The sequence below is a fragment of the Mesorhizobium sp. M0771 genome (assembly GCF_040320155.1).
Lineage (GTDB): Bacteria > Pseudomonadota > Alphaproteobacteria > Rhizobiales > Rhizobiaceae > Mesorhizobium.
The window spans coordinates 55,580-69,284 of record NZ_JAMYPC010000019.1 but is presented as its reverse complement, the minus strand read 5'-3'; the positions used below and the strand labels follow the sequence as shown (position 1 = coordinate 69,284).

Genomic DNA, 13,705 nt, shown 5'->3' with positions numbered 1-13,705 from the left:
CCGGCGTGGCAGCTCCTATGCAAGCCAGTCGGGCACCGAATCCAGGCCGATCAGCTCGTCATAGGTCTGGCGCCGGCGCACGACGTGGAAACGGTCGCCGTCGACCAGAACCTCAGGCACAAGTAGGCGGGTGTTGTAGGTGCCGGATTGCACCGCGCCATAGGCGCCGGCGGTGGTGACGGCAATTAGGTCGCCAGACTTGAGCCGGGGCAGGTCACGGTCGAGGCCGAGATAGTCGCCTGTCTCGCAGACCGGGCCGACGACATCGACCGCCATGCGCGGCGTGTCGGCCGGCGGCTGCACCACCGGCTTGATGTCGTGGAAGGCATCGTAGAGCGTCGGCCGGATCAGATCGTTCATGGCGGCGTCGACGACGAGGAAGTTCTTGGCGTCGCCTTCCTTCACGAAGATCACTTCCGAGACCAGGATGCCGGCATTGCCGACGATCAGCCGGCCCGGCTCGAACATCACCTTCACTCCAAGCTTTGTCAGATGCTTCCTGACGATCTCGGCATAGGCATCGGGCAAAGGCGGCGGGCTGTTGTCGGTGCGGTAGGGGATGCCGAGGCCGCCGCCGAGATCGACATGCTCGACGGCATGGCCATCGGCGCGCAGCGCGCCGACCAGTTCCGCCAGAAGCGCGAAAGCATCGTCAAAGGGCTGCAACTCGGTGACCTGGCTGCCGATATGGGTATCGATGCCGATGGGCTTGGTGCCCGGCAGCCCGGCCGCGCGGGCATAGACCTGGCGCGCCCGTTGCCAGGGAATGCCGAACTTGTTCTCGGCCTTGCCGGTGGAGATCTTCCTGTGCGTCCTGGCGTCGACATCCGGGTTGATGCGCAGCGAGACCGGCGCCACCTTGCCGAGCGCGGTGGCGCGGGCCGACAGCAATTCAAGCTCCGGCTCGGATTCGACATTGAAGCAGAGAATGCCGGCCTCGAGCGCAAAATCCATCTCGCGCGCGGTCTTGCCGACGCCCGAGAATACGATCTTGCTGGCCGGGATGCCGGCGGCGAGCGCGCGGCGCATTTCGCCTTCCGAGACGGTGTCGGCGCCGGCGCCGAGCTTTGCCAGCGTTCGCAGCACCGCCTGGTTGGAATTCGCCTTCAAGGCGTAACAGACCAGCGTGTCGAGCCCGGCAAAGGCCCCGGCGAACACCCGGTAGTGCCTGGTCAAGGTTGCCGTCGAATAACAATAGAACGGCGTGCCGACGCTTGCGGCGATGTCTGGTATCGCCACGTCCTCGGCATGGAGCACGCCGTCGCGGTAATCGAAATGGTTCACGAGAGTGTTTCCGGAAGTTGGAGCACGAGACCTGGTTAGCACGAGACCTGGTCAGAAAGACCAAGCCGGTCTCATCGGCTCTAGATCAGCGGGTCGAGGATGAACTTCTTGTCCACGACCGGTTTTTCCGGCTCCGGCGGCACCGGCTGTTTGGCGCGCTCGGCGTCCTTGCGGGCCTGGACGGCCGCTTCATAGGGCGTGTCGAGACCGGCCTTACGGCCGCAAGCGGTCACGGCAGCCATCGCCGTCAGCAGCGTCAGCGTCACCAAAATCCTGCTTGCGGTCATCGATCCATCCGTCCGAAACTTTATGTGCTGCGCTTTTAACCGAGTTTTAGGCGCATTGCACCCCGGCATCATGCCTTGGCGATGCGCTTTTTCCAGCTGCGGATCTGCTTCCTGACCTCCGACGGCGCCGTGCCGCCGAAACTGGTGCGGCTCTTCACCGAATTCTGCACCGCCAGAACCGAGAAGATGTCTGCCGTGATGCCGGGGTTGATCGACTGCAGATCTTCCAGCGACAGCTTTTCAAGGCTCACCTTCTTCTCTTCGGCCACCGCCACCGCGCGGCCGGTGACATGGTGTGCCTCACGGAAGGGCAGGCCCAGCGTTCGCACCAGCCAGTCGGCGAGGTCGGTCGCGGTCGCGTGGCCCGAGCTGGCGGCCTTCTTCATGGCGGCGGCATTGACCGTCATGTCGCGCACCATGCCGGTCATCGCCGCCAGCATCAGATCGAGCGTCTCGGCGGCGTCGAAGACCGATTCCTTGTCTTCCTGCATGTCCTTGCCATAGGTCAGCGGCATGCCCTTCATCACCGTCAGCAGCCCGACGAGATGGCCGGTGACGCGGCCGGTCTTGCCGCGCACCAGTTCGGCGGCGTCCGGGTTCTTCTTCTGCGGCATGATTGAGGAGCCGGTGGAGAAACTGTCCGACAGTCTGACAAAGCCGAATTGCGGCGTCGACCAGATGATGATTTCTTCGGCGAGCCGCGACAGATGCGTGGCGGAGATCGCCACCAGGCTCAAAAACTCCAGCGCGAAATCGCGGTCGGAGACGCTGTCCAGGGAATTGCGCATCGGCTCGCGGAAGCCGAGCGCCTTGGCGGTCTTGTGGCGATCGATCGGAAAACTGGTGCCGGCAAGCGCTGCCGCGCCGAGCGGGCTTTCATCCATCCGCTCGATGGCGTCGCGGACGCGCGACAGGTCGCGCGAAAACATCTCGACATAGGCCATGCAATGGTGGCCGAAGGTCACCGGCTGCGCCGCCTGCATGTGGGTGAAGCCGGGCATCACGGTCACCGCATGCTCCTCGGCGCGATCGAGCAAGGCTGAGATCAGCCCCTTCAGCGCCTCGGCGACGCGAAAGCACTCGTCCTTGACCCAGAGCCGGAGATCCACCGCCACCTGGTCGTTGCGTGACCGCGCCGTGTGCAGGCGGCCGGCGGCCGGGCCGATCAGATCGGCAAGGCGGGCCTCGATGTTCATGTGAATGTCTTCCAGCCGGGTCGAGAACTCGAACGTGCCGGCCTCGATCTCTTTCAGGATCGTGTTCAGCCCGTGAGCGATTTTTTCTTGATCGGCCGCCGAAATAATGCCCGTTTCAGCCAACATCTCGCTGTGGGCGATCGAACCTCTTATGTCTTGGGCATAGAGTTTGCGGTCGAACGAAATCGACGCGTTGATCGCTTCCATGATCGCGGCCGGACCCGAGGCAAAACGTCCGCCCCACATCTGGTTGCTGGCCTTCTTGTCGCTCATGGCTATAACCCGTGCTCCGGAGCAGTCTTAGAAAATGGCAGACGGTAACAGATACTTCCCGGCCCCGCGCCTGATCCTCGCCGCTTTGCTGGCGGGCGTGCTGGCTGGCGCGGTCGCGGTATATGTCAGCGAGAGCGGGTCTGGCAACAACGCAGCCACCGGCAGCGCACCTGCGGGCGCGGGCAACAGCAAGGACGACGTCCCCTGCGCCGCCAAGAGCGACCGCGCCAAAAAGGTTGCCGCCGCGGCTACCGGCCAAGTTGCGGCATTGCTGCCCGCGGATCCGCTGCAATCGCTGAAAAGTCTCGCCTTCAACGGTCCCGACGGCAAGCCGATGACGATCGCCGATCATGCCGGCAAGACCGTGCTGCTCAACCTGTGGGCAACGTGGTGCGCGCCCTGCCGCGCCGAAATGCCGGCGCTCGACGCCTTGCAGAAGGAAAAGGGCAGCGATGCATTCGAAGTGGTCGCGGTCAATGTCGATGCCGGCGACGATGTGAAGCCGAAGAAGTTTCTCGCGGATATCGGCATCGGGTCGCTCGGCTACTACCGCGATTCGACGCTGGCGCTGTTCAACGACGTCAAGACGCGTGGCTTGGCGCTGGGCCTCCCCGTCACCATGCTGATCGATGGCGAAGGCTGCCTGGTCGCGCATATGAACGGACCGGCCGAATGGTCGGGACCGGATGCCAAGCGCCTGGTCGAGGCCGCACTCGCCCCTTAGAGCGGTTCACCGTTTCGTCGAAACGGCTACCCGCGCTAACTTTTTTGTTTCGACGCAATTTCGGACGGAAAACCGTTTCACACTTTTCCTGAAATTGCTCTAGGCTGAGCGCAGGGCCGCCGCCGGCGGCAGCATCAAGATGCTGCCGCCGCGTTGTTTGACGCCGGCGTCGTCTTGTGCCGCCGGTGCCGCTACGCCGGTCAATTCGCTGAACGCCTCGATCGGGCTGGGCCGGCCTAGATAGTAGCCCTGGCCGATCTCGCAGGCCTCGGCGTCGAGGAATTTCAGCTCGCCCAGCGTCTCGACGCCCTCGGCCAGAACCGGCAGGCCGAGACCGCGGCCAAGCCCCAGAACGGCGCGCACGATGGCTGCCACCTGGCCGTTGCTGTCGACTGATTTGATGAATGAGCCGTCGATCTTGATCTTGTCGAAGGGGAAGGCGCGGAGATTGGACAGCGAGGAGTAGCCGGTGCCGAAATCGTCCATCGCCACACGCACGCCAAGCGCCTTCACCTGGCGCAAGGTCGCCAGCGCGCGCGGCATGTCCTTGACCAGCGCCGTTTCGGTGATCTCGAGTTCGAGCCTGCCGGGCGTCAGGCCGGAGCCGAGCAGGACTTCATGCACCTTGCGGCTGAAATTCGGATTGTGGAGCTGCACCGCCGAGACATTGACCGCGACGGTGAGAGGGTTCTTCCAGCGCGCTGCCTCGGCGCAGGCCGTCGCCAGCACCCATTCGCCGATCTGGATGATGACGCCGCTGTCTTCGGCCACCGGGATGAAGGTCGCCGGCGACACGTCGCCGCGCTGTGGATGGCGCCAGCGGATCAGCGCTTCGAACCCGACCATCCGCCCGCTGCTGATCTCCTTTTGTGGCTGGTAGACGAGGCGAAACTCATCGCGCGCCATGGCCTGGCGCAGTTCGTGCTCCATCACGCGCCGGTCTCGCGCCTCGGCGCCCATCGAGGCCTCGAAGTAACGGTAGGTGTCCTTGCCCTCGGCCTTGGCGCGGTAGAGCGCGGTGTCGGCGTGGCTGACCAGGATTGTCGGCTCATCGGCGTCGAGCGGATAAAGTGCAATGCCGATGCTGGCCGATACCAGGCCGCCACCGACCGACAGCCGGTTTTCCTCGCGCATGGCAGCCAGCACCGCCTCGGCGATGCGGCCGGCCGCCTGCGGATCGGGAAGGTTCGGAGCGATGATGGCGAACTCGTCGCCGCCGAGACGCGCCAGCATCTGTCCGTGGCGGAGCACGGCGGAGGCGCATAGCGCCACCTTCTGCAGCATGGCATCGCCGGCGCCATGCCCGAACAGGTCGTTCACTTCCTTGAAGCGGTCGAGGTCGAGCAGCAGCAGCGCAAGATGCCCGCCCTTGCCGCCGCGGTCCATTGCGGCAATTTCGGCCTCGAGCCGGCCGGAGAAACTGCGGCGGTTGGGGAGCCCGGTCAGCGGGTCGAAATGGGCGAGGCGCAGGATCTCCTGCTCGGCCTTCCTGCGTTCGCGGATGTCGCGCACGGCGACAACGCTGTGCCGCTTGCCGCAATAGTCGATGCTCCTGGCGATAAGTTCGACGGGGATGGTGGCGCCGTCATGGGCTCTGAGTTCGGCTTCCTGTGCCTGTCCGCTGCAGTCGGACATGCCGGCCGCGGTGCGTTCGCCGAAGAGGTCGCCAAGCAGCATCGCGTTCAGCACTTCCGGCGCAATGCCGGTGAGTGCCGCGATGCTGTCATTGGCGCTGACGATGCGGGCGCCGTCGCAGACGATCAGCCCCTCGACGGCGGCGTTGGCGAGGCCGTGCATGCGCTCGGCCTCGAGCTTGTGACGCCGGAAGCGAAGGTCGATCCACAATGCTGCGGCTGAAAGCACCAGGATAGCCATGCTGACTGCAGCGGCGGCGAAGGCCTGCGACACCGGTTCGACCGTGAACTGCGATATCTCGATGGAGGAGTCCGGGAAGATCGACACCGCGCCCATGGCGATGAAGTGCAGGCTGCAGATCGCCAGCGTCAACAGGATGGCGGCGGCGATTGTGGCCTGCATGGACGGCCGTCGCAACACGACCAGCAGCGCCAGCGCGGCGAGGGTGACGCCTGTCAGCACCGAGACGCCGACCAGCAGCGGGTTCCAGACGATGCGCCCTTCGACCTCGAAGGCGGCCATGCCGATATAGTGCATGGCGGCGATACCAGCGCCGAGGACCGCGCCGCCGACCAGAGGGTAGTCGATGCCCCGGCGCAAGGTGGCGATCCACATGCCCGCGGCGGTCAGGGCGACGGAACCAGCGAGCGAAAGCGCCGACATTTCCGCATTGTAGGCGTTGGGGATTCCGGGAGAAAAGGCAAGCATCGCGATGAAATGCGTCGCCCAGATACCGAAGCCGGTGGAAGTGGCTGCTATCATAAGCCAGGTATAGCGGTTGCGCTCGCTCGAGCGGTCGACATGGCGAAGCAGGTTGACCGCCGAGAAGGAAGAAATACCGCAAATGAGCGCTGCCAGTGCGACCAGTCTCAGATCGTGCTCATGCACGATACAATTATAGACCGTCAGCATCTCGCCCCACCTGCTCTCCCACAGCAATCAAGCCGTCCACTTGATTAGTATGCCGCGCTTGACGAAGAATCGGTTATGCGAACTACAACTACAGCGGGTTTTTCGGGTTGTACGTTGCGGCGATCCTGTCTCATTCCAGACGCACGGTTACAGCAGCGCCTGGCGCGATGCCGCTCGGCCGATCTCGATCTGGCCGAGCGCCGGTTTGGCGGCCGCATGGTGCAGGTGCGTGGCGCTGTCACGCGGGCCCTTCACGCATCGCTGGGCGGTCGGCGATCCTTGCAGGCCCACCATGCCCCATTCTATCGCTGAGCCGGCTTGGCATTTCTCTCTGTCCTCGTTGCAAGGCGAGGGGGCGCGAAGTTAGCCGGCTATGAAATTCACGAAACAGCAACAAATCCGTTGTCCGATTGTCATCAGCGACACATATTGCGTTCGCGGGAGCGCCCCTTTCGCCAATGACAAACGGGAGATGAAACATGAAGTTGTTCGGCTTTGCGGCCGGTGTTGCCGCCACCTTGACCCTGCTTTCCACCACCTCCGCCTTCGCCGCCACCCAGATCAGTTGGTGGCATGCAATGACCGGCGCCAATGCCGAGGTGGTCGACAAGATCGCCAAGGATTTCAATGCCAGCCAGAGCGACTATGAAATTCTCCCCGTTTTCAAGGGCACCTATCCCGAAACGCTGAATGCCGGCATCGCTGCCTTTCGTGCGGGGCAAGCGCCCGACATCATCCAGGTGTTCGACGTGGGTACCGGCGTCATGATGGCCGCCGAAGGTGCGATCAAGCCGGTGGCCGATGTGCTGACCAGCGCCGGCGTGACCTTCGACAAGAGCCAGTACTTGCCCGGCATCGTCGGCTACTATTCGAAGCCGGACGGGACCATGCTGTCCTTCCCCTATAATTCCTCGTCGCCCATCCTCTACTACAACAAGGATATCTTCCAGAAGGCCGGGCTTGATGTGAACAATCCGCCAAAGACCTGGAACGAGGTGTGGGAAGCCGCCAAGAAGATCAAGGCGAGCGGCGCCGCTTCCTGCGGCTATACCTCGACCTGGTTGACCTGGATCCACCTTGAGGCCTTCGCTGCCTGGAATGACGTTTCCTATGGCACCAACCAGAACGGACTTGCCGGAACCGACGTCGAGCTCAAGATCAATGCGCCGATCTTCGTCAATCATTTCCAGGCGCTCGCCGACCTGGCCAAGGACGGCACCTTCAAATATGGCGGCCGTACATCCGAAGCCAAGCAGATCTTTCTTGCCGGAGAATGCGGCATCTTCACCGAATCGTCGGGGGGTCTCGGTGACATCGTCAAGTCGGGCATGAACTACGGCATCGGCCAGCTTCCCTATGATAGTGACGCCAAGGGCGCGCCCCAGAACACCACGCCGGGCGGCGCCAGCCTGTGGGTGTTCGGCAACAAATCGGACGAGGAATACAAGGGCGTCGCGGCGTTCTTCTCCTACCTGTCCAAGACCGAAGTGCAGGAGTATCTGCATCAGAAGTCGGGTTATCTGCCGGTGACGCTCGCTGCCTATGAGGCGACCAAGAAGTCCGGCTTCTATGACAAGAACCCGGGCCGTGAGACGCCGATCCTGCAGATGCTGGGCAAGGCGCCGACCGAGAACTCGAAGGGCGTGCGCCTCGTCAACCTGCCGCAGGTGCGCGACATCGAGAATGAGGAGTTCGAGAAGATGCTGGCCGGCCAGCAGACTGCGCAGCAGGCGCTCGACAACGCGGTCGCACGCGGCAACAAGGCGATTCAGGAAGCGATCGGAAACTGAAGCGATTGTCAGTTGAACCTCGTCCACGCGGACCCGCGTGGACGATTTCCTGAACAGCGAGGGAATCACCCTGTCTCCACGCGTCGTCTTTCCCAACAAGACCCTGCCTTACCTGCTGGTGGCGCCGCAACTCGCCATTACGCTGATCTTTTTCTACTGGCCGACCGGGCAGGCGCTCTACCAGTCGATGCTTAGGGAAGACCCGTTCGGGCTGAAGAGCAAGTTCGTCGGGCTCGCCAATTTTCGCAAGGTGCTGGCCGACCCGGCCTACCTCAACTCGATCAAAGTTACGCTGGTGTTCTCTCTGGCGACCGCGATGGTCGCCATGGGTGTGGCCCTGTTGCTTGCCGTCATGGCCGAGAAGGTGGTGCGCGGCAAAGGCCTTTATCGCACGCTGCTGATCTGGCCGTATGCGGTGGCGCCGGCGATTGCCGGCATGTTGTGGCTGTTTCTGTTCAACCCCTCGATCGGTTCGCTGGCCTACGCCTTGAGAGGTCTCGGCATCGCCTGGGATCCCTTGCTTAACGGAAACCAAGCCATGATCCTGCTGGTATCTGCGGCTGCCTGGAAGCAGATCAGCTACAATTTCCTGTTCTTCGTCGCCGGGCTGCAGGCGGTGCCGAAGACGTTGATAGAGGCGGCGGCCATGGACGGCGCCGGGGAGACGAAGCGCTTCTGGACCATCGTCTTCCCGCTGCTCGCACCGACGACCTTCTTCCTGCTGGTCGTCAACACTGTCTATGCGCTGTTCGACACTTTCGGTATCGTTCATGCCGTCACCGGCGGCGGGCCAGGCAAGGCCACCGAGACGCTGGTCTACAAGGTCTACAATGACGGTTTCGTCAATTTGATCCTCGGCGATTCGGCCGCGCAGTCGGTCATCCTGATGGTCATCGTCATCTCACTCACGGCCATCCAGTTCCGCTATGTGGAACGCAAAGTCCACTACGGTTGAGCGCGAGCGATGATTGGTCAGTCCCCGCTTCGCGCCCTCATCGCCCACGCCGTGCTCATCCTGGGCATCCTGATCGTCGCTTTCCCGATCTACTACACCTTCGTTGCCTCCACGCAGACGCTGCAGACCATCCTCAAGCCGCCATTGCCTCTTTTGCCCGGCGACCAGGTCTGGAACAATTACAGCGAGGCGCTGTTCGGCGGTGTCGGCCGCATCGGCGGCGTCAGTGTCGGCCGATTGCTGCTCAACACCACGATCATGGCGCTCGGCATCGCGGTGGGGAAGATTTTCATCTCGATCCTTTCGGCCTATGCGATCGTGTTCTTCCGTTTTCCGCTTCGGATGGTCTTCTTCTGGCTGATCTTCATCACGCTGATGCTTCCCGTCGAGGTGCGCATCCTGCCGACCTACAAGGTGATGGTCGATCTCGGCATGATCGACACCTATGCCGGCCTGATCATTCCGCTGATCGCCTCGGCCACCGCCACGCTTCTGTTTCGCCAGTTCTTCATGACCATTCCAGGTGAGTTGGTGGAAGCGGCGCGTGTCGACGGCGCCGGACCATGGCGCTTCTTTTTCGACATCCTGCTGCCGCTGTCGCGCACCAACATCGCAGCACTGTTCGTCATCCTCTTCATCTATGGCTGGACGCAGTACCTGTGGCCGCTGCTCGTCACCAACAGCAACGACATGAACACCATCGTCATCGCACTTAGAAAGATGGTTTCCTTCGCCGATGCCGATACCCAATGGCATCTGGTCATGGTCACCGCGATGCTGGCCATACTGCCGCCGATCCTGATCGTGGTGCTGATGCAACGCTGGTTCGTGCGCGGACTGGTCGATACCGAAAAGTGAGAAGCTGATGGCGACCATCGATCTGAAGGATGTGAAGAAAGTCTATCCCGGCGGCGTCGAGGCGGTGAGGGGTGTCTCGATCGCCATTCCCGACAAGGAGCTTTGCGTGCTGGTTGGGCCGTCCGGCTGCGGCAAGTCCACGCTGCTGCGGATGATCGCCGGGCTTGAGACCATTTCTTCCGGCACCGTCGCCATCGACGGCAAGATCGTCAACACGATCGGTCCGACCGAGCGCGACATCGCCATGGTGTTCCAGAACTATGCGCTCTATCCACATATGAAGGTCTACGACAACATGGCCTACGGGTTGCGCAACCGGGGTACTCCCAAGGACGAGATCGACAGCAGGGTTCGCTCGACCGCCAAGGTGCTGGAGCTCACGGCGCTGCTCGACCGGCGCCCGCGCGAGCTTTCCGGCGGCCAGCGCCAGCGCGTGGCCATGGGTCGCGCAATCGTGCGCAATCCAAAAGTCTTCCTGTTCGACGAACCGCTTTCCAACCTCGACGCCAAACTGCGCGGCCAGATGCGGGTCGAAATCAAGAATTTGCAGCGCTCGCTCGGTGTCACCTCGGTCTACGTCACCCACGACCAGCTTGAGGCGATGACGCTGGCCGATATTCTCGTCGTCATGAATGGCGGGTTGGTCGAGCAGACGGGCGCGCCGCTCGACATCTACGAGAAGCCGGCATCGACCTTCGTCGCCTCCTTCATCGGAGCGCCGCCGATGAACCTTCTGCCTCTTTCGCAAGGACCGGCTGGTCCGGCGCTGACCGACGGCAAGACGGTTGACTTCGCGCCTACGAAGGCCGCCACGCTTGGCTTCCGCCCTGAGGATGCCGACGTCACCTTCAGTGCCGAGGCATCATCCGGCGCGCTTATTCTGCCTGCGGCGGTCGAGGCGGTCGAACCTGTGGGAGCCGAAAGCTTTCTTCACTGTGCCGCCGGCGGCAACCGCATGGTCGTGCGTGTGGCCGGCCGCGCCACGGCCAAACCCGGCGATCAACTGCGCGTCGTGGCCAGGGCCGAGAAGCTGCATTGGTTCGACAATGCTGGGAAACGAGTCGATTGACGCAGCCGCTCGCGCCAATCCGACGCATCGGCAGTTCAGGCGAAGACATGCGCCTTGCCGGAAACTGTCAGACGCACGATCTCGCCGACGGCAGGTGCGTCGATTCCCGGCTTGCGTAAGGTCAGCGGTGTGCTGCCGATCGCCGCGGCGTCCGGCGGATCGGGGTTGTTCAACAGCCGCACGGCAATGGTGCACATCGAGCCTGCGAATTCCGAGTCCGTCACCTCGGCGAATATCGTGCCCGCAGGACCCGACATGCCTTCGCGCGACGTGCGCTTTACCTGCACCTGCTCCGGTCGCAGCATGATGCGGGCGATGTCGCGCCGCTCCTTCGAGTCGACGGCTATGCGACCAAGCGAGGAGGTGGCGAAGCCGCCTGAAATCTTTGCCGGCAAGATGATGGCGTCGCCAAGAAACTCGGCAACCATGCGGTCTTTCGGCTGCAGATAGAGTTCTCGCGGTGTGCCGATCTGAGAGAACTTTCCGTCGCGCATGACCGCCACCTGGCTGGCGAAGGACAGCGCCTCGGCCTGGTCGTGGGTGACCAGGATGGTGGTGATGCCGGCGGCTTCGAGTAGTTCGGCGACGGCCTTGCGCATCGAGGCGCGCAGACCGGTGTCGAGCGCCGAGAACGGTTCGTCGAGCAACATCAGCCTGGGCTTCATCGCCATGGCGCGGGCCAGCGCCACGCGCTGCTGCTGGCCGCCGGAGAGCTGGTGCGGGCGGCGCTTGAGGATCGCCTTGTCCAGCCCGACGGTATAGGCGAGCTCGGCGATGCGCTCGGCGCGCTGGTCCTCGCCGCGGGCCATGCCAAAGCCGATATTGTCGCCGATGCTGAGATGCGGGAACAGGGCGCCGTCCTGCGCCACCAGGCCGATGCCGCGGCGGTGCGCCGGCACCGCATGGCCGCCATTGGCCAGCACCTCGCCGTCGAGCACGACGCGGCCCTGGTCGGGCGCCTCGAAGCCGGCGATCAGCCGCAGCAACGTCGTCTTGCCGCAGCCGGACGGGCCGACGATCGCGGTGCGACTGCCGCTTGCGGCGCTGAGCTCGATGCCGGCAAGGGCTGCGACCGGGCCGTAGTGCTTGGTGAGGCCACTGATTTCGAGAAAGCTCATCGCCCGGCCATCCGTTTCGACTGGACATAGAGCAGCCAGGTCAGCGGCAGCGACATCGCCACCATGATGAAGGCGTAAGGGGCGGCGGAGGCATAGTCGATCTCGCCGCTATAGGACCAGAACGCCATGGCCAGCGTGCGCGTGCCGTTGGGCGCCAGCATCTGGGTGGCGGTCAGCTCGTTCATGATGCCGAGCGCGACCAGCGCCATGCCGGCCGCAGCCCCCGGCGCCGACAGTCGAATCGTTGTCGACCAAAGCGCCTTCAGCGGCGGCCGGCCAAGGCTGGCGGCGGCGCGTTCGAGCTCGACCGGCGCCTGTGCGATCGAGGCTCTGAGGCTGATCAAGGCGCGCGGCAGGAACATCAGGGCATAGGCGACCAGGATTGTGAACAGCGTCTGGTAGAGCGGCATGGCGATGCGCACGGTAATGGTGACCAAGGCCAGCGCGATGACCACGCCGGGCAGCGAACCGACAATGTAGTTGCAGCCTTCGAGCAGCCGCTGCAGCGGTCCCGGCGCGCGGATCGAGATCCAGGCCATCGGCATGGCGGCGATGGTCGCAAGCAAGGCGCCGGCCAGCGCCAGGAACAGCGTCTGGCCAAGCGCCAGGCCGATCTCGTCCAAACGCCAGACATCGGCGCCGCCGGCGACCAGCCAGCCGCCGATGGTGACGAAGGGCACGCCGATGGCGAGAAGCGTGGCGATGGCAGGCAGAGCCAGGCAGGGCAGGGTGGCGCGACCGAGCCTGGTGCGCTGCTGGCGGCGCGCGGCACCCGAGCCTACGCGGGCATAGCGTTCCTCGCCGCGCACCAGCACCTCCAGCGCGAGCAGCACGAAGCAGCAAGTCACCAGGACGCCGGCCAGCATGTTGGCGGCGGGACCGTTGAAGGTCGACTGGAACTGGTCGACGATCGCCGTGGTGAAAGTGTCGAAGCGGATGAAGACGTAGAGGCCGTATTCGGCCAGCAGATGCAGGCCGACCAGCAGCGCGCCGCCGCAAATGGCCAGTCTCAGCTGCGGCAGCACGACACGCCAAAACACCCGCCATGGTCCAAGGCCGAGTGCTGCGGCTGCGTCCTCCAAAGCAGGATCGAGCCGGCGCAGAGCCGCCGCCAGCGGCAGATAGAGGAACGGGAAATAGGCGAGAACCGAGACCAGCACGCCGGCCCACAGGCCGTGCAAGGTCGGCACCATGGTGATCCAGGCGTAGGAATGCACGAAGGCGGGGATGGCGAGCGGCGCCACCGACAGCCAAGCCCACAGGCGGGCGCCGGGCAGGTCGCTGCGCTCGGTCAGCCATGCCAGCGTCACCGACAGCACGGTGGCGATCGGCACGGTGAGCGCCACCAGAAGCACGGTGTTGACCAGAAGTTCGCCGACGCGCGGCCGGAAGACCAGGGCCGAAGCAGTGTCCCAGCCGATCTGCACACCGATCCAGATGATGAACGCCAGCGGCAGCAGCGACAGCAGCGAGACAACTATGGCGGCAAGCGCGATCCAGGACATGGGCTTCCGGCGGGACCGCCCGACTGTCTGGCCTGAACGTGCGAGATCGACCGCAGTTTGCATCAGCTCGACCGCGCCACTGCCGCCGGGGCGGGGGCG

Annotated in this window: 12 protein-coding genes; 5 read left to right on the top strand and 7 right to left on the bottom strand. The window is 63.9% G+C overall.

Annotation, left to right across the window (positions count from 1 at the left end; all coding sequences use genetic code 11):
- Positions 1-15 precede the first annotated feature (15 nt).
- The 3 genes from lysA to argH all read right to left on the bottom strand — a co-directional run bounded on the left by lysA (position 16) and on the right by argH (position 3,040).
- Positions 16-1,284, bottom strand: a complete 1,269-nt coding sequence (gene lysA / locus NKI05_RS24990; protein ID WP_023748497.1) for a diaminopimelate decarboxylase — start codon at positions 1,282-1,284, stop codon at positions 16-18.
- Between the two features lie 80 nt (positions 1,285-1,364).
- Positions 1,365-1,571, bottom strand: a complete 207-nt coding sequence (locus tag NKI05_RS24985; RefSeq protein WP_023673325.1) for a hypothetical protein — start codon at positions 1,569-1,571, stop codon at positions 1,365-1,367.
- A 68-nt stretch (positions 1,572-1,639) separates the two neighbouring features.
- Entirely contained in the window at positions 1,640-3,040 is a 1,401-nt protein-coding gene (argH, locus tag NKI05_RS24980) for an argininosuccinate lyase (RefSeq protein ID WP_023815688.1), read from the bottom strand.
- Between the two features lie 34 nt (positions 3,041-3,074).
- Here argH and tlpA point away from each other — a divergent pair, with 34 nt between their 5' ends.
- Positions 3,075-3,764: a thiol:disulfide interchange protein TlpA gene (gene tlpA, locus NKI05_RS24975; protein WP_023815689.1), complete on the top strand. Its 690-nt coding sequence runs from the start codon at positions 3,075-3,077 to the stop codon at positions 3,762-3,764.
- A gap of 99 nt (positions 3,765-3,863) precedes the next feature.
- Here tlpA and NKI05_RS24970 read toward each other — a convergent pair whose 3' ends face one another.
- On the bottom strand, positions 3,864-6,311 hold the full coding sequence (locus NKI05_RS24970; protein ID WP_023815690.1) for a bifunctional diguanylate cyclase/phosphodiesterase: 2,448 nt from the start codon (positions 6,309-6,311) through the stop codon (positions 3,864-3,866).
- A gap of 147 nt (positions 6,312-6,458) precedes the next feature.
- Positions 6,459-6,605 carry a hypothetical protein gene (locus NKI05_RS24965; protein ID WP_023815691.1) on the bottom strand — a complete coding sequence of 49 codons (147 nt, stop codon included), beginning with the start codon at positions 6,603-6,605 and terminating at the stop codon, positions 6,459-6,461.
- 185 nt (positions 6,606-6,790) lie between these two features.
- Here NKI05_RS24965 and ugpB point away from each other — a divergent pair, with 185 nt between their 5' ends.
- The 4 genes from ugpB to NKI05_RS24945 all read left to right on the top strand — a co-directional run bounded on the left by ugpB (position 6,791) and on the right by NKI05_RS24945 (position 10,983).
- Positions 6,791-8,101 (top strand): sn-glycerol-3-phosphate ABC transporter substrate-binding protein UgpB, encoded by a 1,311-nt coding sequence (gene ugpB, locus NKI05_RS24960; RefSeq protein WP_023685331.1) that lies wholly within the window; start codon positions 6,791-6,793, stop codon positions 8,099-8,101.
- Between the two features lie 70 nt (positions 8,102-8,171).
- Entirely contained in the window at positions 8,172-9,056 is an 885-nt protein-coding gene (gene ugpA, locus NKI05_RS24955; protein WP_023685330.1) for a sn-glycerol-3-phosphate ABC transporter permease UgpA, read from the top strand.
- Between the two features lie 9 nt (positions 9,057-9,065).
- A complete protein-coding gene (gene ugpE / locus NKI05_RS24950) occupies positions 9,066-9,914 on the top strand; it encodes a sn-glycerol-3-phosphate ABC transporter permease UgpE (protein ID WP_023694018.1) in 849 nt (282 codons plus the stop codon).
- Positions 9,915-9,921: 7 nt separating this feature from the next.
- Positions 9,922-10,983: a sn-glycerol-3-phosphate import ATP-binding protein UgpC gene (locus NKI05_RS24945; RefSeq protein WP_023815692.1), complete on the top strand. Its 1,062-nt coding sequence runs from the start codon at positions 9,922-9,924 to the stop codon at positions 10,981-10,983.
- Between the two features lie 35 nt (positions 10,984-11,018).
- Here the strand turns inward: NKI05_RS24945 and NKI05_RS24940 are convergent, their stop codons facing one another.
- A complete protein-coding gene (locus NKI05_RS24940) occupies positions 11,019-12,101 on the bottom strand; it encodes an ABC transporter ATP-binding protein (protein WP_023686694.1) in 1,083 nt (360 codons plus the stop codon).
- On the bottom strand, positions 12,098-13,669 hold the full coding sequence (locus NKI05_RS24935; protein ID WP_352793372.1) for an ABC transporter permease: 1,572 nt from the start codon (positions 13,667-13,669) through the stop codon (positions 12,098-12,100). Before NKI05_RS24935 ends, NKI05_RS24940 begins: the two co-directional genes overlap by 4 nt.
- Positions 13,670-13,705: the final 36 nt, after the last annotated feature.

What these genes read in the sequence shown, in the direction of transcription:
- NKI05_RS24985 (WP_023673325.1), bottom strand. Translation starts at nt 1,571, where the DNA reads ATGACCGCAAGCAGGATTTTGGTGACGCTGACGCTGCTGACGGCGATG.
- argH (WP_023815688.1), bottom strand. Translation starts at nt 3,040, where the DNA reads ATGAGCGACAAGAAGGCCAGCAACCAGATGTGGGGCGGACGTTTTGCC.
- tlpA (WP_023815689.1), top strand. Translation starts at nt 3,075, where the DNA reads ATGGCAGACGGTAACAGATACTTCCCGGCCCCGCGCCTGATCCTCGCC.
- NKI05_RS24970 (WP_023815690.1), bottom strand. Translation starts at nt 6,311, where the DNA reads ATGCTGACGGTCTATAATTGTATCGTGCATGAGCACGATCTGAGACTG.
- NKI05_RS24965 (WP_023815691.1), bottom strand. Translation starts at nt 6,605, where the DNA reads ATGGTGGGCCTGCAAGGATCGCCGACCGCCCAGCGATGCGTGAAGGGC.
- ugpB (WP_023685331.1), top strand. Translation starts at nt 6,791, where the DNA reads ATGAAGTTGTTCGGCTTTGCGGCCGGTGTTGCCGCCACCTTGACCCTG.
- ugpE (WP_023694018.1), top strand. Translation starts at nt 9,066, where the DNA reads ATGATTGGTCAGTCCCCGCTTCGCGCCCTCATCGCCCACGCCGTGCTC.
- NKI05_RS24945 (WP_023815692.1), top strand. Translation starts at nt 9,922, where the DNA reads ATGGCGACCATCGATCTGAAGGATGTGAAGAAAGTCTATCCCGGCGGC.
- NKI05_RS24940 (WP_023686694.1), bottom strand. Translation starts at nt 12,101, where the DNA reads ATGAGCTTTCTCGAAATCAGTGGCCTCACCAAGCACTACGGCCCGGTC.
- NKI05_RS24935 (WP_352793372.1), bottom strand. Translation starts at nt 13,669, where the DNA reads ATGCAAACTGCGGTCGATCTCGCACGTTCAGGCCAGACAGTCGGGCGG.